Annotated in this window: 18 protein-coding genes; 11 read left to right on the top strand and 7 right to left on the bottom strand. The window is 70.1% G+C overall.

Annotated elements, in window-relative coordinates; all coding sequences use genetic code 11:
- Positions 1 to 79 precede the first annotated feature (79 nt).
- Both ACIBL3_RS20710 and ACIBL3_RS20705 read left to right on the top strand, forming a co-directional pair.
- Positions 80 to 154 carry a 50S ribosomal protein bL37 gene (locus tag ACIBL3_RS20710; RefSeq protein ID WP_369759046.1) on the top strand — a complete coding sequence of 25 codons (75 nt, stop codon included), beginning with the start codon at positions 80 to 82 and terminating at the stop codon, positions 152 to 154.
- Between the two features lie 261 nt (positions 155 to 415).
- Complete coding sequence (locus ACIBL3_RS20705; RefSeq protein WP_396355059.1) at positions 416 to 2,917, top strand: ATP-binding protein; 2,502 nt, start codon at positions 416 to 418, stop codon at positions 2,915 to 2,917.
- Positions 2,918 to 2,924: 7 nt separating this feature from the next.
- Here the strand turns inward: ACIBL3_RS20705 and rsrA are convergent, their stop codons facing one another.
- The 5 genes from rsrA to ACIBL3_RS20680 form a co-directional block, all read right to left on the bottom strand.
- Entirely contained in the window at positions 2,925 to 3,203 is a 279-nt protein-coding gene (gene rsrA / locus ACIBL3_RS20700; protein WP_396355058.1) for a mycothiol system anti-sigma-R factor, read from the bottom strand.
- On the bottom strand, positions 3,200 to 3,814 hold the full coding sequence (locus ACIBL3_RS20695; protein WP_132207908.1) for a sigma-70 family RNA polymerase sigma factor: 615 nt from the start codon (positions 3,812 to 3,814) through the stop codon (positions 3,200 to 3,202). Before ACIBL3_RS20695 ends, rsrA begins: the two co-directional genes overlap by 4 nt.
- A 130-nt stretch (positions 3,815 to 3,944) precedes the next feature.
- Complete coding sequence (locus ACIBL3_RS20690) at positions 3,945 to 4,577, bottom strand: alpha/beta family hydrolase (RefSeq protein WP_396355056.1); 633 nt, start codon at positions 4,575 to 4,577, stop codon at positions 3,945 to 3,947.
- A gap of 52 nt (positions 4,578 to 4,629) precedes the next feature.
- Positions 4,630 to 5,430, bottom strand: a complete 801-nt coding sequence (locus ACIBL3_RS20685; protein ID WP_396355055.1) for an SOS response-associated peptidase — start codon at positions 5,428 to 5,430, stop codon at positions 4,630 to 4,632.
- Positions 5,431 to 5,725: 295 nt separating this feature from the next.
- Entirely contained in the window at positions 5,726 to 6,571 is an 846-nt protein-coding gene (locus tag ACIBL3_RS20680) for a hypothetical protein (RefSeq protein WP_396355053.1), read from the bottom strand.
- Between the two features lie 270 nt (positions 6,572 to 6,841).
- Between ACIBL3_RS20680 and ACIBL3_RS20675 the strand changes: the two genes are divergently transcribed.
- The 5 genes from ACIBL3_RS20675 to ACIBL3_RS20655 all read left to right on the top strand — a co-directional run bounded on the left by ACIBL3_RS20675 (position 6,842) and on the right by ACIBL3_RS20655 (position 15,363).
- Positions 6,842 to 9,091 carry a sigma-70 family RNA polymerase sigma factor gene (locus tag ACIBL3_RS20675; RefSeq protein WP_396355051.1) on the top strand — a complete coding sequence of 750 codons (2,250 nt, stop codon included), beginning with the start codon at positions 6,842 to 6,844 and terminating at the stop codon, positions 9,089 to 9,091.
- Positions 9,092 to 9,338: 247 nt separating this feature from the next.
- Complete coding sequence (gene aspS, locus ACIBL3_RS20670; protein ID WP_396355050.1) at positions 9,339 to 10,628, top strand: aspartate--tRNA(Asn) ligase; 1,290 nt, start codon at positions 9,339 to 9,341, stop codon at positions 10,626 to 10,628.
- Positions 10,629 to 10,690: 62 nt separating this feature from the next.
- A complete protein-coding gene (locus ACIBL3_RS20665; RefSeq protein WP_396355048.1) occupies positions 10,691 to 11,929 on the top strand; it encodes an ArgE/DapE family deacylase in 1,239 nt (412 codons plus the stop codon).
- A gap of 13 nt (positions 11,930 to 11,942) precedes the next feature.
- Entirely contained in the window at positions 11,943 to 14,531 is a 2,589-nt protein-coding gene (locus ACIBL3_RS20660; RefSeq protein WP_396355046.1) for an ATP-binding protein, read from the top strand.
- Positions 14,532 to 14,658: 127 nt separating this feature from the next.
- Complete coding sequence (locus ACIBL3_RS20655) at positions 14,659 to 15,363, top strand: alpha/beta fold hydrolase (RefSeq protein ID WP_396355045.1); 705 nt, start codon at positions 14,659 to 14,661, stop codon at positions 15,361 to 15,363.
- A gap of 123 nt (positions 15,364 to 15,486) precedes the next feature.
- Here ACIBL3_RS20655 and ACIBL3_RS20650 read toward each other — a convergent pair whose 3' ends face one another.
- Positions 15,487 to 16,329: an aminoglycoside phosphotransferase family protein gene (locus ACIBL3_RS20650; RefSeq protein WP_396355044.1), complete on the bottom strand. Its 843-nt coding sequence runs from the start codon at positions 16,327 to 16,329 to the stop codon at positions 15,487 to 15,489.
- Between the two features lie 81 nt (positions 16,330 to 16,410).
- Here ACIBL3_RS20650 and ACIBL3_RS20645 point away from each other — a divergent pair, with 81 nt between their 5' ends.
- From ACIBL3_RS20645 to rsgA, 4 genes are all read left to right on the top strand, one after another.
- Complete coding sequence (locus tag ACIBL3_RS20645; protein WP_396355042.1) at positions 16,411 to 17,136, top strand: DsbA family protein; 726 nt, start codon at positions 16,411 to 16,413, stop codon at positions 17,134 to 17,136.
- Between the two features lie 60 nt (positions 17,137 to 17,196).
- Positions 17,197 to 17,802 (top strand): DoxX family protein, encoded by a 606-nt coding sequence (locus ACIBL3_RS20640; protein WP_396355040.1) that lies wholly within the window; start codon positions 17,197 to 17,199, stop codon positions 17,800 to 17,802.
- A gap of 63 nt (positions 17,803 to 17,865) precedes the next feature.
- The gene (gene aroA, locus ACIBL3_RS20635; RefSeq protein ID WP_396355038.1) at positions 17,866 to 19,137 is read left to right on the top strand and encodes a 3-phosphoshikimate 1-carboxyvinyltransferase; all 1,272 of its coding nucleotides are present in this window, start codon (positions 17,866 to 17,868) and stop codon (positions 19,135 to 19,137) included.
- A gap of 162 nt (positions 19,138 to 19,299) precedes the next feature.
- Positions 19,300 to 20,292 carry a ribosome small subunit-dependent GTPase A gene (rsgA, locus tag ACIBL3_RS20630; protein ID WP_396355249.1) on the top strand — a complete coding sequence of 331 codons (993 nt, stop codon included), beginning with the start codon at positions 19,300 to 19,302 and terminating at the stop codon, positions 20,290 to 20,292.
- On the opposite strand, the gene ACIBL3_RS20625 is transcribed toward rsgA, so the two are convergent.
- The gene (locus tag ACIBL3_RS20625; RefSeq protein ID WP_396355036.1) at positions 20,285 to 20,776 is read right to left on the bottom strand and encodes a DUF2231 domain-containing protein; all 492 of its coding nucleotides are present in this window, start codon (positions 20,774 to 20,776) and stop codon (positions 20,285 to 20,287) included. The genes rsgA and ACIBL3_RS20625 overlap by 8 nt on opposite strands.
- Between the last annotated feature and the right edge of the window lie 101 nt (positions 20,777 to 20,877).

Here is a 20,877-nt window from a genome sequence, read left to right as displayed (position 1 = left end):
GACCCGCCGCACGAACTGAAGAGTCTCCCGCGATATGAGAGACTGTGACTCTTTGCAGTTGTAACAAGGAGGCTTAGGAATGGGCAAGACCGGCCGCAAGCGCCGCGCACGCAAGAAGAAGGGCGCAAACCACGGTAAGCGCCCCAACGCCTGACTCAGGCGGCTACAGAAAGCGAGGACCCCGGCCAAAACCGGGGTCTTTGCAATTTGGTCACAGGTCGGTCAGATCGCCATTCACACGGGCCCCGTATTCGGAGCGTCCCGGGCCGAATACCCTTTGTCATGTTCAAACAGTCGTTTGTGTGGGGGTCTCAGGCGTCCTGACAGTGCGCGGAGCGGTTCCATCAGGTTGTGGATAAGCCGTCCATCCAGTCGCCGTACCTCCTAGAGTTGGCTCGGGCATCCGGAACCGACTGTGACCAGATCGGTTCGGCGAGCGAGAGAGGTGGTTCGGCTGAGCGTCGAGAGCCTGAGTGAGCTGCTGCGGCGACATCGAACTAGGCTCGGCTTGACTCAGGCCGCCCTGGCTGAAAAGGCCGGCCTGAGCGAGCAGGCGATCAGCGTGCTCGAACGCGGAACCCGTCGCCGCCCCCGCGTCGACACCGTTCGGGCACTGATCACAGCACTCGGCCTGGACGCCGCGGACGCCGCCAGCTTCATGGCTGTTGCCCGGGGCACCAGGCGACCGGCGCCGGCAACTACTGCGCCTTCCGGACCGGCTGCCTCGATCGACTCATTGCCTGTGCCCTGGCAGCTGCCGCCGGCAATCCCCGACTTCACCGGCCGGAGCGCACAGCTCGATGCCGTCCTGTCGGCACTCCGGGACCCGGACGGATCGGGTGGCGGCGCCGTCGGCCTGGTCGCCGTGACCGGGATGGGCGGGATCGGCAAGACCGCGCTGGCAGTCCGGGCAGCGCACAAGCTGGTCGAGAGCTACCCCGACGGCCAGCTCTATCTGAACCTCCGCGGGTACGGCCCGGGCAAGCCGATCGCGACCGCGGACGCTCTGGGACAGCTGCTCCGCTCGCTGGGCCTGGATGTTCAGCTGATCCCCGAGGGCGTGGAGGAGGCGGCCGCGCTGCTTCGATCCCAGCTGGCCGGCCGGCGGATGCTGATGCTGCTCGACAATGCGACCGACGTTCACCAGGTCACGCCGCTGTTGCCCGGCAGCCCCGGATCGGCGGCGATCATCACCAGCAGGGCCTCGCTCGCAGCGCTGCCCGGGGCCCGCCAGATCCGCCTTGACGCGTTGTCCGAAACAGAGTCCGTCGACCTCCTGGCCGGAGTCGCCGGCCCGGACCGGGTCGCGGCCGAACCAGACGCCGCCGAGAGCCTGACTCGCTTCGCCGGGCGGCTGCCACTCGCCGTCCGGCTGATCGGCGCCCGGCTCGCCGCGCGGCCGGGCTGGCCGATCCGGCACCTCGTCGACGTCCTGGAAGACGAAGGACGGCGACTGGACAGCCTGGGTTCCGACGACACCGGCGTCCGCGCGAGCATCGCCAGTTCCGTGCGGTTCCTCGAGTCCAGCGATCGTGAGGTCGATCGCGAGGCAGCCCTGGCGTTGCCGACCCTGAGTGTGCCCGACGGCTCGGACCTGCACAGCTCCGTGGCCGCGCACCTGCTCGACGTGCCGATCCGGCAGGCAGTCCTCGTTCTCGAACGCCTTGTCGACCTCAACCTCCTCGATCCCGTCGCACCCGAGCGCTACCGCTTCCACGACCTGATCCGTGCCTACGCTCGCGAGCTGGCCGACCAGTCCCTCACCCAGTCCGAGCTCGACGCGGGCCTTGGCCGCGTGCTGCGCTTCTACGTCGGCTTCGCGTGGGCCTGTCAGAGTCTTACGCACGAGGCAAGCCAGCGGCCTGGGCTCGCCACCATCCGGATTCCGCCCGTCCCGGCGCTCAGGGACACGGTTTCGGCGCTGCGGTGGCTGGACGACGAGGAGCGCAACCTGATCGACCGGTTCCGCCAGGCGTCGGCGACGTCGCTGGCCAGGTCGGCGCTGCTACCCGAGCTCGCCCTTGCGCTGTTCGGTTACCACGAGCCCCGGTCCCGCTGGGTCGAGATGCGCGAGTTCAGCCGGGGCATGGTCGAACTCGCCGAGCGACTGGGCCTGCCCTTGATGGCGGCGTGGCTCGAGCACGACACCGCGATCCCCATGGTCGAGCTCGGTGACTTCGAGTCTGCCCGGGCGCATCTGGTCAAGGCGCTGGAGAGGTTCCGCGGCGTCTCCGACATCGCGGGTCAGGCTCGCTGCTGCTCCTCACTCAGCCATGTGCTCGAGCGGCTCGGCCGGACCGAAGAGGCGCTGTCAATGATCCAGCAGGCGCTGGAGCTCAGTCGCCGGCTCGACGACAGGTCGGTCGAGGGCGTCACCTATCTCGCTCTCGGCGGCCTGCACAACCGGCTGGGCGACTTCGCCGACGCCGACCGGGCGTTCGCGGAGAGCATCCGGCTTGCCGAGCAGAGCCGCGATCAACGATCGCTGGCGAAGCGCTACCTCAACGCGGGCATCTCGCACGTCGCCAACCAGCGATTCGACAACGCGATCGAATCACTGCGGACGAGCATCGAGGCGTCCGGACGGCTGGGTGACGGCAATGCCCAGTCCGAGAGCAAAGAGGTCCTCACCGTGGCCTTCGCCGGCAAAGGAGAATTCGCCGTAGCCGAGGAACACGCGCGCTCCGGGATCCAATTGGCCAGGGCTTACCGAAATCGATTACGCGAGGGCCGATTGCTGCTGCAGCTGGCGAAGATCAGGGCCGCGTCCGGAGATTCGGAGAGCGCCAGACAACTGCTCGCCGAAGCCATCCCGTCACTCCATGCTGCTGCCGACAAGGTCGAACGCGACGCGCTCGACCTGCTGGCCGTACTGGACCGGGGCGAAACCTACACCTACCAGCCGAATTTCTCCTGACCAGCGTTCAGTCGGTGGTGGTGATGGTGGTTTCCACCTGGATTTGGGTGAGGCGGAGGAGGATTTTCTGGCGGAGGGCGTCGGGGGCGTGGTCGGAGCCGCAGGAGCGGTGCACCAGTTTCTTGACGCAGCGTTCCAGGTCGTACTCGTCCAGGCACGGCGCGCACTCTTCCAGGTGCTGCCGGATCTCGTCGGTGCTGGCGTCCTGGAGCTCGTTGTCGATGAAAAGGTACGCACGCTGCAGGATCTCGCTGCAGTCGATGTCGTGGTGCTCGCCGCAGCTCACGACTCCTCCTCGGTTCCGGTCTCGTCGGACGGGATCAGGCCCCGGTCACGCGCGTAGTCGCCCAGCAGGTCACGCAGCTGACGCCGGCCACGGTGCAACCGCGACATCACGGTGCCGACCGGCGTACCCATGATGTCGGCGATCTCCTTGTACGCAAAGCCCTCGACGTCGGCCAGGTAGACGGCCAGCCGGAAGTCCTCCGGGATCGCCTGCAGGGCTTCCTTGACGTCGGAGTCGGGCAGATGCTCCAGCGCGACCGCCTCGGCCGACTTCAGGCCACCGGGAGTGTGCGACTCGGCGGCGGTCAGCTGCCAGTCCTCGATCTCCTCGGTCGGCGACTGCGTCGGCTGGCGCTGGCGCTTGCGGTATCCGTTGATGAAGGTGTTGGTCAGGATCCGGTACAGCCACGCCTTCAGGTTGGTGCCGGGCGTGAACTGGTGGAACGAGCTGTACGCCTTCGCGAAGGTGTCCTGGACCAGGTCCTCGGCGTCCGACGGATTACGGGTCATCCGCATCGCCGCGGCGTACATCTGGTCGAGGAAGGGCAGCGCCTCACGCTCGAAGCGCGCGGTCCGCTGCTCGGGTGTCTCGGTCGTGGTGGGAGTCGGCATCGGGATCGAGAATACCGGGGTCTTCCCGCCGGTCCTCGCCGGAGCCTCTCTCGTCGCCATCATGACCGGCACAACACGCCCGGCCGCGGGGGCATTCCCGGGGCGGCGGGGGCCGGTCAACCGGTGACCACTATCCGGACACTTCGCGACTGACCCACTCGAACACGGCCTCGACCAGCAGGTCGTGGGTCTCCTGCTGGGTCAGCTCGGCGCGTTTCGGCACCTTGAACGAGTGGTCGGCGTCCGGGACCACGGCCATCTCGGTGAGCGGCGGGAACTCCTCGGGCGTCCCGAACGGGTCCCGCTCCCCCTGCACCACCAGCGTCGGCAACCCGGCGCCCTGCAACTCGTCCACCCGGGACTTCTCCGGCTTCCCCGGCGCATGCAGCGGAAACGCCAGCGCCAGTACGCCGGACGCCCCCAGACTGCTCGCGGTCCGGCAGGCCACCCGGGCGCCGGCGCTGCGGCCGCCGATCACCAGCGGCGTGCGGATCCGGAGCTTGCCAACGATGGCGATCCAGGCCTCGTCGAGGATCTTCGGGCCCGGGGCAAGCTTCTTCCCGGCGTACCGCCAGGGCTGCTCGATCAGGAACACGTTGATGTCCTGCTTCGGCAGCCGGGACGCCAGCGCGGCCAGGTCCCCGGACTCGATGCCGCCCCCGGCGCCGTGACCGAGGGCCAGCGTCGCCACCGGTCGCCGGGCCCGATGCGCCACGATCCGGGCGTCCCCGTGCGGCGTCCCCACAATCCGTTCGTCGGTCACCGCCCCATCCTGTCATCACTCGCGCGAGGATCGTGGGTGTTGGCGCGGTGCGTCAGAAGAGCGGGGGTTCCTTGGGCTCCTCAGGCTTGTCGAGTGGGTCGATGCCGTCGGGTGGAAGCGGGTCGACCAGATGCGGTCCGTTGTTCTTCACCGAGCTGACCGCCTTGGACACGGCGTACGCCTCGAGGCGACCGGGTGCGGCCGGCACCAGCAGGTCCAGCAGGTCGTCCTTGTCGGAGTTCAGCGGGTTGAGCCACGCGTCGTACCGCTCGCGCTCGACGAGCAGCGGCATCCGGTCGTGGATGCGGCCGAGATCGTCGGTGGACGAGGTCGTCAGGACGGTGCAGGTCCACAGCCAGGCCTCGTCGGAGTCCGGGTCCTCGACGGTCTTGTCCCGCCAGATCTCGTACAGCCCGGCCATCGCCAGGATGCCGCCGTCGGCCGGGCGGATGAAGTACGGCTGCTTGACCGGCTTGCCGTTCACCTTCTGCTCGGACTTGTACCACTCGTAGTACCCGTCGGCGGGCAGGATGCAGCGCCGGGTCGCGAACGCCTTCTTGAACGCCGGCTTCTCCGCGACCGTCTCCATCCGGGCGTTGATCAGCCGGTTCCCGATCGAGGTGTCCTTGGCCCAGGACGGCACCAGCCCCCACTTGACCGTGGTGAGCTTGCGCACCGTCTCCTCCGGCGCCTCGCGGTTCTTCCGCTCGACCACCGCGATCACCTGGTTGGTCGGCGCGACGTTGAAGTTCTCACCCACCTCCTGCACGGACTCGCGCACGTTCCCGGCCTCGATCTCGAACTCGGCCACGAGGTCGGACGGATCCCGGCTGGACGCATACCTTCCGCACATACCGACAGCCTAGGTCCTGTCCGCTGATCCCGCGCCGTAGCGAGCAGGTGCTCGGTGCGGTGCATCGGCGTGCTGGAGCGGAGGTCTCGATGCGGAGCATCGTGGCCTTCGGGCCAGTGCGGCGAGGTGCCGTGCCGAGCGCCGCGCAGTAGGCGCGGGGTCGGCGGACAGGGCCTAGTCAGCCGCACCGACAGTCCAAGCAGCCAAGCGGCGGCGGATCGCCCACCCCGTGTCGGGCGATCCACCGCCGGCCTGATGCGTCCGGGCGCCCCCTGTAGGCGTCCGGACGCAGGTCCTAGGGTCTGGCGAGCTCGTCGAGCACCCTCCCGGCCATCGCGTCGGTCCCGGGCAGGCCCTCGATCCAGATCCGGGCCAGCTGCGGTACGTCGGTGTCCAGCCGCCACTGGGTGATCAGGGCTCGTACCGTCTCGACCTGCTCCGGCAGGTTCGGCTCGCGGCCGACGAGCGCCGCCGCACGGCGTGAGCCGACGCGGCCCAGTACGTCACCGCCGCAGAAGACGATCCGCAGGCACTCCGCGACGTCGACGCGCCGGAGCTCGCGATCGAACGGCGTCGTCCCCGGGGGATTGAGCGGCTCGACAACCACCAGTGCGTGGGTCTGCGGTACGGAAGTTCCACGGAATTCGGCCTCTCGGTAGAGCTCGCCGAGCCGGGACCGCAGGTGCGCCAGGCTGGACAGCCCGGTCAGCGGGTCCTCGCAGGACAGCGAGTGGAGGTAGACCAGCGAGGCCTCGGCCCAGCTGGAACTGAGTGCGCGTACCGCGGCGAAAGCCGGCTCGCCCCCGGCGATCGAGCGGTACAGCGCACTCAGCCCATCAAGTGCCTCGAGCAACGAGACTCCGTCGGCCGCCAACTGCCGGCCGACCTCGTCGCTCGCAGGCACGACATCGGCTCCGTCCCGCAGCGCCTCGGCGATCGCGAGATAGGCGCTGGAGTCGGAGCAGCTTGCCGGACAGCTCGTCACGTCTGTGCCGGCGGTGCCGTGCGTGTCCCTCCACTCGCACGGTTGATCGTCGGGAGACGACTCCTCCGGCCGGGTCCGGGCGGGCGACCCCGCCAGGTTCAGGGACTTGGCCGGACGCAGGTCGAACCGTCTGCGGATGTCCGCGAACAGCGACATGGCCCTCCTCGAACAGCCCCGTCAGTCTCCCGACCGGTCGGCCGGAAGCGTCGTTCCGGAGGTGAGACAGCCGGGGTGGAGGTTCATGACGCGGATTCGCCGAACTTTTTTCCGCGTAACTTCCGCACTACCGATCTCGTCAGGAAAGGAGCACGGTTCCGCGTCAGGAATGGTGCGCGGAGCCGTCCCACGTGGGAACCTTGTCCCTGGCAACGACGTGACGGACGGTGACGTCGTCGTACGGACAGTCGTGATCACCCGGGGAGACAGATGGAGACGCCGGAAGGACCGAGCGACGCCGAACTCATCGCGCGCGTCCGCAACGGCGATCTCGAGGCGTACGGCGAGCTGTTCGGCCGGCACCACCTCGCGGCCGAGCGGATGGCCCGCCAGCTGGTCCCGGCCAACGACGCCGACGACCTGGCCAGTGACGCGTTCGCCAAGGTGCTCGACGCGCTGCGCGCCGGCGGCGGCCCGGACATCTCCTTCCGCGCGTACCTGCTGACGACGGTACGGCGGGTGCATGTCGACCGGATCCGGTCCGGCCGGAAGGTGCAGGCGACCGACGACATCGCGTCGTACGAGCGAGAGCCGGAGACCTTCGACGACCCGACCGTGACCGGGTTCGAGAGCGGCGCGGCGGCCAAGGCGTTCGCGAGCCTGCCCGAGCGGTGGCAGGCCGTCCTCTGGCACACCGAGGTCGAGGGCGAGAAGCCCGCCGCCATCGCTCCTCTGCTCGGACTGACCGCGAACGGCGTCTCCGCGCTGGCCTACCGCGCTCGCGAGGGCCTGCGGCAGGCGTACCTGCAACAGCACCTGGCCGACGTGGCCGGCGACCGCTGCCGGTGGACCACCGAGCGCCTCGGCGCCTACGTCCGCGGCGGCCTGACCAAGCGGGAGAACCGCAACGTCCGCGAGCACCTGGACGACTGCGCGAAGTGCACCGCGGTCTACCTCGAGCTGGTCGAGGTCAACAGCGCGCTGCCGGCGCTGCTCGCCCCGGCCCTGCTGGGCACCGCAGGCCTCGGCTACCTGGCCGCCGCGTCCGGTGCCAAGGTCGGTCTGGTCGGCTTCTTCGTCACCGGCTGGAAGAAGGCCACGGAGAACAGCACGCGTACGGCGGTCGGCGCCGGAGCGGTCGTGGTCGTTGCGGTGGCCGCCGTACTCGCTGCCATGGCGCTGACCGGCAACGAGACTCCCCCAGCGGCGATCAGCAACCCGCCGACGCGGCAGCCGACCCAGCCACCGGGCACGCAGCCGACGGTCCCGCCGGTGAAGCCCCCGACCAAGAAGCCGCCGGCGACCCAGCCGACCACGGCTCCGACGACCGCACCGACGACTGCGCCGACCACCGAGCCGTCGGAGCCCGAGCCGACGCCCACTCCGACGCCGCCCGCGCCGACGACCACGTCCCCGTCGGCCACGCCGCCGGTGCCGACGACGCCGATCCTGGACGAGGGCCTGCTGACGATCAGCATGCCGCCCGGCGGTCGGGGACCTGCCCTCAGCGCTGACGAAGAGCAGGCTGAGGGCGTCCGGTTCGTGATCACCATCAAGACCCCGGCGCAGAACACGAACCCCGTTGTCATCGGCATCAAGTACGGCAAGGCCCTGAACTGGCCGTTGAGCGGCAACCCGCGCGGCTGGATCTGCACCGCGTCGACCGGGACGTGTACGGCGAACAATTCGGCAGCCCCCGAGCCGCTGCCAGTCACCTACGACGCCCCCACCGGCGGATCGCAGGTCGACCGGACCTTCACCGTCTCGGCCAAGACCGGCCGGTTCTACGACGACGACTCCGAGACCCTGACCGCGGCGCCGCGCACCGACGAGAACCTGCTCGAGATCGTCGACGGCACGGCCGACCCGGATGTCCACCACCGCGTCCTGACCGTTGCCCCCGGCACGGACCGCCCGAGCGTGACGCTGAAGATCACCTACGGCGCCGCCCTCGAGTGGCCGATTGCCAGGAACCCGGCCGGCTGGACGTGCACCCCGAAGACCCAGACGTGTACGGCGGCCAACCCGGCGAAACCGGCTCCGCTGCCGGCTGACTTCGACGTACCGGAGGACGGGTCGGCCGCGGCGCGGACGTTCACCGTGGCCGCGACAGCCGGGCTGGTCAGCGACACCGACTCCGAGACGCTGCCCGGGATCCAGCCGGACGAGTCGCTGCTGCAGATCCTCACGCCGACGGCGGGGACCGACCCGAACCCGTTCGTCTACAACCGGTTCCTGAAGGTGAACGGGGTCGCGAATCGCCGGGTGACCCTGGACATCTCGTGGGGCCGCAACCTGTCGTTCCTGTCCACGCTCGACAAGGGCTGGATCTGCTCGCGGTCGAGCGACGTACGGCGGGCCACATGCTGGACCGAGAACTACGTCAAGCCGTTCAACTCCGAGTGGAGCGCGTGGCTGCCGGGCACCGGCTCGGCCAACCAGATCACCGTGCACGCCCGGGTCGGCGGTCGCGAGGACACCGACACCGTCCAGATCCCGCCGTCCACGACGCGCCGGTGAAATGCGGTTGCCGCCTGCCCTATTCTGGTGATGTTCGCGCTGACGGAACCAAGTAGCGCCGTACGCCAGGTCCGAGAGAGTCGCCGGTTGCTGTGAGGCGATACCTGGAGCGGTGGCGAAGACACTCCTGAGCGACTGCACGGCAAGAGGCCGGGTCCGCCGGATCCGGTGAAGGTGTGGTGGCACCGCGAGTTCCCCTTCGCCCACACCTCCGGGGTTCGAGTACAGACCTGGAGGTGAAACAGCAATGCGCATTCTCAGCCATGAGATCCCCTCAGCAGTGGGCCAGACCGTCACGGTGGCCGGCTGGGTGCACCGAAGACGACGGCTCGCTGCCGTCAGTTTCCTGATCTTGCGCGACCGGTCGGGCCTCTGCCAGATCGTCGTGAAGGCGCCGGAGACACAGGCTCAGCTGGACGAGCTCGGTGAGGAGACTGTGGTCCAGGTGACCGGCACGGTCGCCGCCAACCCACAGGCGCCGGGTGGCGCCGAGCTGATCGACCCGGTGATCGAGCCGCTGACCGAGCCGGCGCAGACGCCGCCGATCGAGCTGTGGCGTCCGGCGGTCGGCGCCGGGCTGCCCGTCGTACTGGACAACGCACCGGTCGCCCTGCGGCACCCCGCCGTACGGGCCGGGTGGGAGATCGCCGCGGCGGCGCTGCACGGCTTCCGTACGGCGCTGGACGGTCAGGGCTTCACCGAGATCCAGACGCCGAAGATCGTCGGTACGGCGACCGAGTCCGGAGCCAACGTGTTCGCGCTGGACTACTTCGGCGGACCGGCGTACCTGGCGCAGTCGCCGCAGTTCTACAAGCAGACGATGGTCGGGGTGTTCGAGCGGGTCTTCGAGGTCGGCCCGGTGTTCCGGGCCGAGCCGCACGACACGGTTCGGCACCTGGCCGAGTACGTGTCGCTGGACGCGGAGTTCGGGTTCATCACGGACCATCGCGACGTACTCGCCGTGCTGCGGTCGGCGATCGCTGGGATGCTGGCCGCGGTGGGCTCGAGGGCCGGCGCTGCGCTGGAGCGGCTCGGGGTGGCGCTGCCGGAGATCCCGGTCGACGTGCCGGTGGTGCACTTCAGCGAGGCGCTGAAGATCGCCGGTGCGAACCCGGACGAGCCGGACCTGGCACCGGCCGACGAGCGCGCGATCGGCGAGTGGGCACTGCGGGAGCACGGCAGCGACTTCGTCGCCGTCGAGGGGTATCCGATGGTGAAGCGGCCGTTCTACACCCACCCGCAGCCGTCGGACCCACGCTGGTCCAACTCCTTCGACCTGCTCTTCCGCGGCGTGGAGCTGGTGACCGGCGGCCAACGCCTCCACCGCTACTCCGACTACGCGGCGGCATTACAGGCCCGTGGCGAGTCGCCGGACGCCCCGGCGTACAGCTCGTACCTGCAGGCGTTCAAGCACGGGATGCCGCCGCACGGTGGTTTCGCGATCGGTCTGGAGCGCTTCGTGGCGCGGTTGACCGGCGCGGAGAACATCCGCGAGGTCACCCTCTTCCCCCGCGACCTCCACCGCCTCACACCTTGATGCGTTTGCCTCCGCGGGGACGGTCAGTCCCCGCGGAGGCAGCTCCCGTGCATCATGTGCGCATGGTGAGTGAGGTGGCGGGGCGGGTGCTGGCGGCGATTGACGACGTTCGGATTGTCGACGATCTGCGCGAGCTGGTGCGGATTCCAAGTGTTGACGGGACGGCGGCGGAGGCCGACGTACAGACGTGGTGTGCGGGGCGGTTGGGGGAGCTTGGGCTGGAGGTGGACCACTGGCCGATCGATCTCCCGGCCGTGGTCGCGGATCCGGAGTTTCCCGGGATGGAGGTCGAGCGGGACCAGGCGTGGGGTTGCGTCGGGACGCTCGGCGGGGACGGGACGCCGGGGTTGATCCTCAACGGCCATGTCGATGTGGTGCCGCCGGGTCTGTGGCCCGACGGCGATCCGTTCTCGGCACGGGTGGCGGACGGGGTGATGTGGGGCCGGGGGACCTGTGACATGAAGGGTGGGGTCGCGGCGATCTTCGGGGCGGTCGCGGCGATCGTTGCCTCGGGCATTCAGCTGCGGAAGCCGCTGGCGGTGCACACGGTGATCGGCGAGGAGGACGGTGGGCTCGGGACGTTCGCGACGCTGCGCCGCGGGCACACCGGCGAGGCGTGCCTGATCGCGGAGCCGACCGCGGGCTGCGTGATCCCGGCCAACGCCGGGTCGCTCACCTTCCGGCTGGAGATCCCCGGCCTGGCGACGCACGGCTCGACCCGGACCCGCGGGGTCAGCGCGATCGAGAAGTTCGTCGTGATCCAGGCCGCGTTGCAGGCGCTGGAGGCCGAGCGCAACCGCGATCCGCACCCGTTGCTCGCCCACCTCGAACTGGCGAACCCGCTGTCCGTCGGGACGATCCAGTCCGGCGACTGGGCCAGCACGGTCCCCGACGTACTGATCGCTGAAGGCAGGTACGGCGTACGCCTCGGTGAGTCGCTTCCCGCAGCGCGCGATGCGTTCGAGTCCGCGGTCGCCGAGGCGTGTGCCAAGGACGACTGGCTCCGCGACCACCCGATCAGGGTCACGTGGCCCGGCGGCGCCTTCGCCTCCGGTCTGCTCGCGGGCGACGACCCGCTCCTCGCCGACACGCTGGCAGCGGCCGGTGACCCTGCTCCCGAAGTCAGAGGCGCGCCGTACGGCTCGGACCTTCGCCAGTACGCCGCCGCAGGCATCCCCACGCTGCAGTACGGCCCTGGCGATGTCCGCTACGCGCACGCGACCGACGAGCACGTCCGGCTCGACGAAGTCCTCCACGCTGCCCGCGCTTACGCCCTCTTAGCCGTCCGGCGCTGCGGCTGATACAAAGTCCGCCATGGGACCGTTGCGGGGGCGCTCACAGGAGCTTGGACGGCTCCTGGAGGCTCTGCGCGCGGCTGGCGACGGGCAGGCCTCGCTGGCTGTCGTCACCGGCGAGCCGGGGATCGGCAAGTCCGCGCTCCTGCGGGCAGCCGTCGAGCAGGCCGAGCGCCGTGGCTTCCTGGTAGCCAGTGCAGCCGCTCAGCAGACCGACAACATCAGTCCGCTCGCCTCTTTGGCCCCTGCTCTCCGCGCCGGCCAGCACCCGCTGATCGACACGGAACACTTCCTGGAGTTGGCCAGCCTCAACACCCAACCACTCTGGCTGGCTGAGCGGCTGGCCGACCTCATCGGCCGCCGTCTCGGTGACAGCCCCGCGCTGGTCGTGCTGGACGACGCCCAGTGGTCCGACCCGCTGACGGCCTTCGTGCTGCGGGTCGTCATCCCCCGCCTCTCGACGGCGCACGTCCTCTGGCTCCTCGCGACCCGACCGCACCCTGGCGGCGTGACGGATCAGCTGACGGACGCCGTCCGTGCGCAGGTCCCCGTCCACGCGATCGACCTCACCCCACTGACTCCGGACGCCATCCAGGACATCGCTGCCGACCTCCTGAACGCCCCGGTCGACTCGGCCCTCGCTCTGCAACTGGCCGGCGTCCACGGCATCCCGTTCCTCGCCGAGCAACTCATCGCCGGCCTGTACCTCGACAACCCCGCTACCCCGACCGGTCCGCTCCCGCCCGGTCTGGTCGAGGGCGTACGGCGTCGCACCAGCGGACTGTCCGAGCAAGGCCGGGCGCTGGTGCGGACGGCCGCGGTCTTCGGTAGCGAGTTCCGGCTCGAGGACGTCGCCGTACTGATGGCTGAGCCGGTGGCGAAGCTGGCGGTGCCGCTGGAGGAGGTCATCCAGGCTGGTCTGCTGACCGACACCGGCTCGGTACTGCGGTTCCGGCACGAGCTCCTGCGGTCCGCTGCGCTGGCCGACGTACCGCCGTCTGCCCAGCGCGCACTGCACGGTGCCATCGCCGACCAGCTGATCACAGCCGGACGCGGAGCGGCTGCGGCGGCTCCGCACGTCATCGCGGTCGCCCAGCCGGGTGATGCCTCCGCTGTCGCCACCCTGCGCATAGCGACTCAGGACCTGCTCGCCACGATGTCGAGCACTGCCGCCGAGGTCATCCAGCAGGCCTTCGACCTGACTCTGGTCGACGAGCCACTCCGAGCCGAGGTCGGTGCGGACGTGGTCGGTGTGCTGCTCGCAGCGCGTCAGTACGACCGGGCCAAGGCCTTCGCCGACGACCTGCTGAGCGGTACGGCGCTCTACCGCGGCCCCATCACCCCCGACCACACCGCATCACTCCGCCTGCTGCTCGCCCCGCACCAGTGGGCGACCAGCCGACTGGATCCTCGCGAACTCACAGTCCCCAACACCGCACCGCATCTCGCCGAGCGCCTGGCCGCCTACCGAGTCCTAGCCGGTGCAGAGGCTCCCAGCACAGCAGACGACCCCGTGGCACGTGCAGTCCTGCAGGTCGCCGCAGCCCAACGCGCACGGGCCGAAGGCAGGTACGTCGAAGCGCGCGACCTGTACGTCGAAGCACGACAAGCCGGCGCAGGCCTGCCGGACACACTGGTCGAGGTGGGCGAGCTCTACTGTCGCGCCGAGACCGACGAGCTCCCGGCAGCGTTGGAGCGCGTGCGGGAGCTCCTGAGCGCCGGCGACTCGTGGTCGGCGCCACAGCTGGCCGTACTGCAGGCACGGCTCGAGCTGGCCGCAGGCAACCTGCAGCATGCGGAGGCAGCCGCCAAGACCGGTCTGCGCTGGATGGCCGACCTCGGCGACTCGGCCCAAGCACCGGTAGCTCACCAGGTGCTCGCGCTGATCGCACTGCTGCGCGGCCAGCTCACCGACGCCCGTGAGCTCGCCGGCCACGATCCGACGATCAACGCGCTGCTCGCCATGGCCGACGGCGACACCAAGGCGGCTGCGCGGCTGCACGACGTACCACTCGACTTCCCCGAGCGGACCGGTGTGCTGTTGCAGGCAGACGCCGGGGACCAGCTGGCAGCTCAAGCTGCGGCCACGCCGTCGACCGCCTTCCGTGGGGCCGCTGAGCTGGTGGCCGCTGGCGACGACCTCCAGCGGTTGAAGGCCGCCACCGACCTCCTGGGCGGGGCGCACCGACCACTGCTGCTGGCGACTGCCGAGGAACGCTACGGCCGGGCTGAGCTTGAGGCTGGCGACCGCGCCACCGGTATCGAGGTGCTGGAGCACGCGCTCGACACGTTGACCAGGCTCGGTGCTACCGCTCCGGCGGGGAGGATCCAGGCGAGGCTGCAGGCGGCCGGAGTACGGCGACGTCGCTGGGCCGCCGTACCGCCGCGAGCGCAGGAGGGGTGGGAGGCGCTCACGCCGATGGAGCGCCGGGTCGCACTGCTCGTCGCCGAGGGGCACACGAACCGCTCGGCTGCCGAGGAGCTCGTGGTGTCGGCCAGTACGGTCGGGACGCATCTGCGGTCGGCGTTCGGCAAGCTCGGGGTCAACTCGCGGGTCCAGCTGACCCGTCTGGTGCTGGAAAGGTTCACCCCTCCCCCAAACGCATGAGATTTGGGTGCAGGCCAGCCTGCCACGACCGGATCCGGTGGCCGGAAGTTCAGTTGTTCGCCCGATCCGTCGTACCGGCCCCAAGCGGTTTCCTTCTACACAAGCCAACCGAAGGAGATCGAGCAACATGACTGACAAGACCCCGACCGTCGTCCTCGTGCACGGTGCGTTTGCGGATGGATCTGCGTGGGCCGAGGTGATCGCGGAGCTGACCAGCCGGGGCATCCCGGCCGTGGCCGTGGCGAACGAGCTGCGAGGCGCGGGCATCGACGGCAGCCGGGTCGCCGCGCTGGTCCGTGAGATCGACGGCCCGGTCGTCCTGGTCGGGCACTCGTACGGCGGCGCCGTCATCACCAACGCCGCGAACGAGGCCGACAACGTGACCGGACTCGTGTACGTCGCGGCCTTCGCGCCGGACGAGGGCGAGAGCCTGCAGGGCCTGATCGGCAGCTTCCCCGCCAACGAGTTCGCGTCCGGGCTGGTCCCGCACACCCTGCCGACCGGGGACGGTGGCGAGGAGACGTTCCTGAGCCTCGCGCTGGACAAGTTCCCGGCGCTGTTCGCGGCCGACGTACCGAACGCCGAGCTGCTGGGCCGGTTCCAGCGGCCGATCGCGGCCGCCGCCTTCGAGGAGAAGTCCGGCCCGGCGAGCTGGAAGCGCCTGCCGGTGCACTTCCTGGTGGCCACCGGCGACCAGGCGATCCACCCGGACGGCCAGCGCAAGATGGCCGCCCGCGCCGACGCCACCACGATCGAGGTCGACGCCTCCCACGCCGTCTCGGTCTCCCAGCCGAAGGCCGTCGCCGACCTGATCGCCCAGGCCGTCAGCTGACGCTGAGTGCCGAACCGCCAGGCCATCACAATCGCGGTCCCAGTGCCCGTGGCACGCTCACGGGCCAGCTGGTCGCGAAGTTGTGCTGGCCTGGCGCTCCGCACCCCCCCCGCACAACCCGCGTTACAGCAATCGGTCGAGGGCCGCTTGTCCAGCTGGTCCCCAGTGCGGCTTGCCGCCGGGGAGGCCCTTGTCGCCGTTGATCCCCATCGCGATCAGGAACAGCGCCCGGGTCACCGCCCAGCCGCGGGCTCGCCGTACCGTCGCCTCGTCCGCTGGGTAGGCCTCGAAGAACCGGCCGGCGGCACCGGCCGGCAGCAGGATCCAGGCGGCCGCGAGGTCGGTCGCCGGATCGCCGGCGCCGATCTCCTCGAAGTCGACCACACCGGCAAGCGTGCCGTCGGCAACAACCACGTTCGCCGGGTGCAGGTCACCGTGCAGCCACACCGGTGGCCCGTCCCACGCCGGTGCCGCGATCGCGTCCTCCCAGACCGCACGGATCTCGTCGCGGCGGCCGACGTACTCGTGGATCTCCTCGAAGCCCAGGCCGCGCGGCAGACCGGATCTGTCGCTCACGGGCGCGTCCGCCGGCGCGTCGGTGTGCAGCGCCTTGAGGAAGCCGGCCAGGACGTCAGCGGCGGCCGGATCCGTGATCGGTGCATGGTCCGCGGGTTCTCCGGCGACCCAGGTGGTGATCATCCACGTCCGCGGGAAGCGGTCCGACGGTTCGCAGAGGCGCAGCGGGGTCGGGACGGGCAGGGGAAGACGGGCGGCGAGACCGGGCATCCAGCTGTGCTCTTTGCGGAGCAGTTCCGGGGCTCCGTGGGTCCGGGGCATCCGGACGGCCAGGTCGTCGCCGAGCCGCCACATCTGGTTGCCCCAACCGCCGATTACCTCCTTCAGCTCCAGGTACGCCAGGTCGGGATGCTGTTCCTGCAAGAGGGACCGTACGAGTTCCTCGTCCATGTCGTCGTCCATGGAGCGTCAGACGCGTCACATCCGGAGCTGGTTGGGAATAGGTCCGGATCAGGTCAGGTTGCGCCGGGCATGCGTATCGATGTGTGGTCCGACGTGGTCTGTCCGTGGTGCTACATCGGCAAGCGCCGCCTCGAGCAGGCGCTCGCCGAGAGCGCTGAGGAGGCCGAGATCGTCTGGCACAGCTTCCAGCTGGATCCGTCGGCCACCAGCGACGACCCCAGGGACCTCCCGACCCGGCTCGGTGAGAAGTACGGCCGCGGCCGCGAGTGGGGCGTGCAGGCCAACGCGCACGTCACCGAGATCGCGGCTGAGGTCGGCCTGGAGTACCACCTCGACCAGGCGAAGTCCGCCAACACCGTCGACGCGCACCGCGTGCTGCACCTGGCCCGTGAGCTGGTCGACGCCGGCGAGGTCCCGGCTGACACGCAGGACCGCCTCAAGGAGCGCCTGCTCAAGGCGTACTTCACCGACGGCCTCCCGGTCGGCGACCACGCCACGCTGACCAGCCTGGCGACGGAGGTCGGCCTCCCCTCCGACCGAGTCACAGCCGTCCTCGCCAGTACGACGTACGCCGAGGAGGTCGCCGCCGACCAGGCCCAGGCGCTGGCGTACGGCGCCAACGGCGTCCCGTTCTTCGTCATCGACGAGAAGTACGGCGTGAGTGGTGCACAGCCGGTCGAGGTGTTCCAGGAGGCGCTGCGCCGGGCCAACGCCGACCGCAAGCCGGTCACCCTGATCACCGCCCCGACCGGCACCGACGACCCCACCTGCGGCCCGGACGGCTGCCCCGTCTAAGCCTGAACGGTTGAGCCGTGGGTACCGGGAGTCGTCCGGAACGTGGTGTATGAAGGAGGCATGACTGTCGTGCGCGCACTGGCCAGGCCGTTGCTGTCCATGATCTTCGTCGTGCAGGGTGCGAACTCGATCCGCAACCCCGAGCCGCTGGTGCCCAAGGCCCAGCCGGTGACTGACCGTCTGGTGCCGATGGTGAAGCGGGTCGCGCCGCCGCAGGTCGGCGACCGGATCCCGGAGACCACGGTGAACCTGGTCCGCCTGAACGGCGCCGTCCAGGTGCTCGGCGGTCTCGCGCTGGCGACCGGCAAGGGCCGTCGGCTCGGTGCCGCGACGCTGGCGACCACGCTGCTCCCGGTGACCGTCGCGGGCCACCCGTTCTGGCAGGTGAAGGACAAGGAGACCCGGGCCGCGCAGCGGGTCCAGTTCATGAAGAACCTCGGCCTGCTCGGCGGCCTGCTGCTCGCGGCAGTCGACACCGAGGGCCAGCCGGGCCTCGCCTGGCGGGCGTCGCACGGCGCCCGGGCCGCGAAGCGCGAGACGAAGCGCGGCGCCAAGGCGGCCAAGCGGGAGACCACGCGCGGAGCCAAGGCGGCCAAGCGCGAGGCCAAGCAGCTCGCCCGCGAGACGAAGCAGGCGGCCCGGCTCGCGAAGGCGGAGCTCACCTGAGCTGAGGCGCGATGACGCTCATGCCCTAGGCTCGGGGCAGGAAATCCGAGCTGAAGGAGTTGCATGAGTGAGCAGGGCTGGCCGGCACCGCGGGCCGAGGGACCGGTCACCGGCCGGGTCACGGTGCCCGGATCGAAGTCGATCAGTAACCGTGCGCTCATCCTCGCCGCGATCGCGGACGGCCCGTCGCACCTGACCGGCCTGCTCGCGGCCCGCGACACCACGCTGATGCGGTCCGCTTTGGTCTCCCTCGGAGTCGGCATCTCCGAGAACGGCGGCACGGTCACCGTCACTCCGGGCTCACTCAAGGGCCCGGCGAGCGTCGACTGCGGTCTGGCCGGCACGGTGATGCGGTTCGTCCCGCCGGTGGCCGCGCTGGCCGACGGTGTGGTCGAGTTCGACGGCGACCCGTACGCACGGGAACGGCCGATGAACGTGATCCTCGGCGCCCTGCGCACGCTCGGCGTCCAGATCGACGACAACGGCACCGGCCGGATGCCGTACTCCGTGTCCGGGGCGGGCTCGGTCCGCGGCGGCAAGGTCACGCTCGACGCGTCCGGCTCCAGCCAGTTCGTCTCCGCGCTGCTGCTCGCCGGCGCCCGGTACGACGAGGGCGTCGACATCCGCCACGACGGGAAGCCGGTGCCGTCGCAGCCGCACCTGGACATGTCGGTGGGCATGCTGCGCGAACGCGGTGTCCAGGTCGACGACAGCGAGCCGAACCGCTGGGTCGTTGCCCCCGGCCCCATTCGCGCGACGGACACCGCGATCGAGCCGGACCTCTCGAACGCCGCGCCGTTCCTGGCCGCCGCCGTACTCACCGGTGGCGAGGTCACCGTGACCGGCTGGCCGGCACAGACCACGCAGCCGGGTGACCAGTTGCGCGACATCTTCACCCGCTTCGGAGCCGAGGTGACCCGCACCGACGACGGTCTGACCGTTCGCGGGACCGGGCGGGTGCAGGGCGTCGACCTGGATCTGGGCGAGGTCGGTGAGCTCACGCCCGTGATCGCCGCGGTGGCTGCGTTTGCCGACGGGCCGTCGTACCTGCGGGGGATCGCGCATCTGCGCAACCACGAGACGGATCGGCTGGCGGCGCTCGAGCGTGAGTTCAACGCGCTCGGCGGCGACGTGACGCAGACGCCGGACGGACTGGAGATCCGGCCGAAGCCCTTGCACGGTGGGCTTTTCGGCACGTACCACGACCACCGGATGGCGCACGCGGCCGCCGTACTCGGCCTGCTCGTCGACGGCCTGCTGATCGAGAACATCGGAACCACGGCGAAGACCCTGCCCGAGTTCCCCGAGCTCTGGTCGGGGCTAGGCCGTGCGTGATGGTCCCGCGCCTACTGCGCGGCACTCGGCACGGCATCTCGCCGCACTGGAGCAAAGGCCACGATGGATCCGCATCGAGACCTTCACTCCAGCACGCCGAGCTACCGCACCGAGCACCTGCTCGCTACGGCGCGGAACCATCACGCACGGCCTGGCCGGCTGATGTCGCGGTACGACGAGGAGGCCCGGTACGACCGGCCGAAGCGCCGGACCCGGCCGCGGACCAAGGACCGCCCCTCGTACGACGACGCCGTCATCGGCTTCGTGATCACCCGCGACCGCGGCCGCTACACGTGTTGGGTCGACGATCGCCAGGTCACCGCGATGAAGGCCCGGCAGCTCGGCCGCAAGGGTGTGATCGTCGGCGACCGGGTCAAGCTCGACGGCGACGCGAGTGGCGACGAAGGCACGCTGGCGCGGATCGTCGAGGTCCTGCCGCGTACGACGCTGCTGCGCCGGTCGGCCGATGACGACGACCCGGTCGAGCGCCCGCTGGTCGCGAACGCGGACCAGCTCGCCATCGTGGTCGCCGTCGCGAACCCCGAGCCGCGCACCGGCCTGATCGACCGCTTCCTGGTCGCCGCGTACGACGCCGGGATGCGGCCACTGCTCTGCCTCACCAAGACCGACCTCGCCGACCCGAGCCCGCTGCTCTCGATCTACCGGCCGCTCGGCGTCGAGTCGGTGGCGACGCACCAGAACGGCGACCTGACTGAACTCCGCGAACAGCTCCACGACCGCGCCAGCGTGCTCGTCGGCCACTCCGGTGTCGGCAAGTCCACGCTGGTCAACGCACTCATCCCCGGCGCCGACCGGGCCATCGGCGTCGTCAACGAGGTCACCGGACGCGGCCGCCACACCTCGACGAACGCCCAGGTCCTGCGCCTCCCCGACGGCGGCTGGCTGATCGACACCCCCGGCATCCGCTCCTTCGGCCTGGCCCACGTCGACCCCGACCACCTGATCCACGCCTTCCCCGACCTCGCCGAGATCGCCGAAGACTGCCCCCGAGGCTGCACCCACACCGAATCCGCCCCCGACTGCGCCCTCGACGAAGCCCAAGGCGTGGATCCGGCACGAGTAGCCTCGTTCCGCCGCCTCCTAGCCAGCCGCGAAGGCCGCGACGCTCCCCCAGCCGTTCCCGAGGCTACTTAGGAAGCTGCCCGTCCCAGACTGCCTTGGCGCCGGCGTCGCCGGTGCGGATGGTTTGGTAGATGACGAGTACGCCGATGACCACGACGGCGGCGCTGGTGGCCAGTTCGAGCGGCTTGCTCTTGGTTGCCTTGGCACCCTTTCCGCTGGCCAGCGCGGACGGCCCGCCGAGCAGCAGGACAGCGGCCACTGACACCGCCGCGAACACCAGACAGAACCAGAACAACAGGTTGCCCCGCTCTTCGTGCTCCCGCACCGCCTGTTCGAGCGTCGGTACGGCGGCGACGAACGCCTGCCCGCTCTCCTTCGCAACGTACGCGAGCACCAGCGCACCCAGCCCGAGCAGCAGGGCCGGCCATCGGAGCAGCCAGCGCCACCGCGGCAGCACCGCAAAGGCGATCAGCGTGAGGGCGGCCAGCGGCAGGATGACCACCGCGGCGTGGATCACCAGCACGTGCAGCGGCAGGTCCCCGAAGCGCTCGAACATTGACGCCTCCATGGCAGTCGTGAACGTGATCAGACACTAGTGTCCCGTGAGCGGCGTGGCTTGAACGATAGCGGCGTTCAGGTGCGTGCATCGCGGTGCTG

It is taken from the genome of Kribbella sp. NPDC050124 (genome assembly GCF_044460355.1).
Lineage (GTDB): Bacteria > Actinomycetota > Actinomycetes > Propionibacteriales > Kribbellaceae > Kribbella.
The sequence above is the reverse complement of the archived record's forward strand: the minus strand, read 5'-3'. Positions and strand labels throughout refer to the sequence as shown.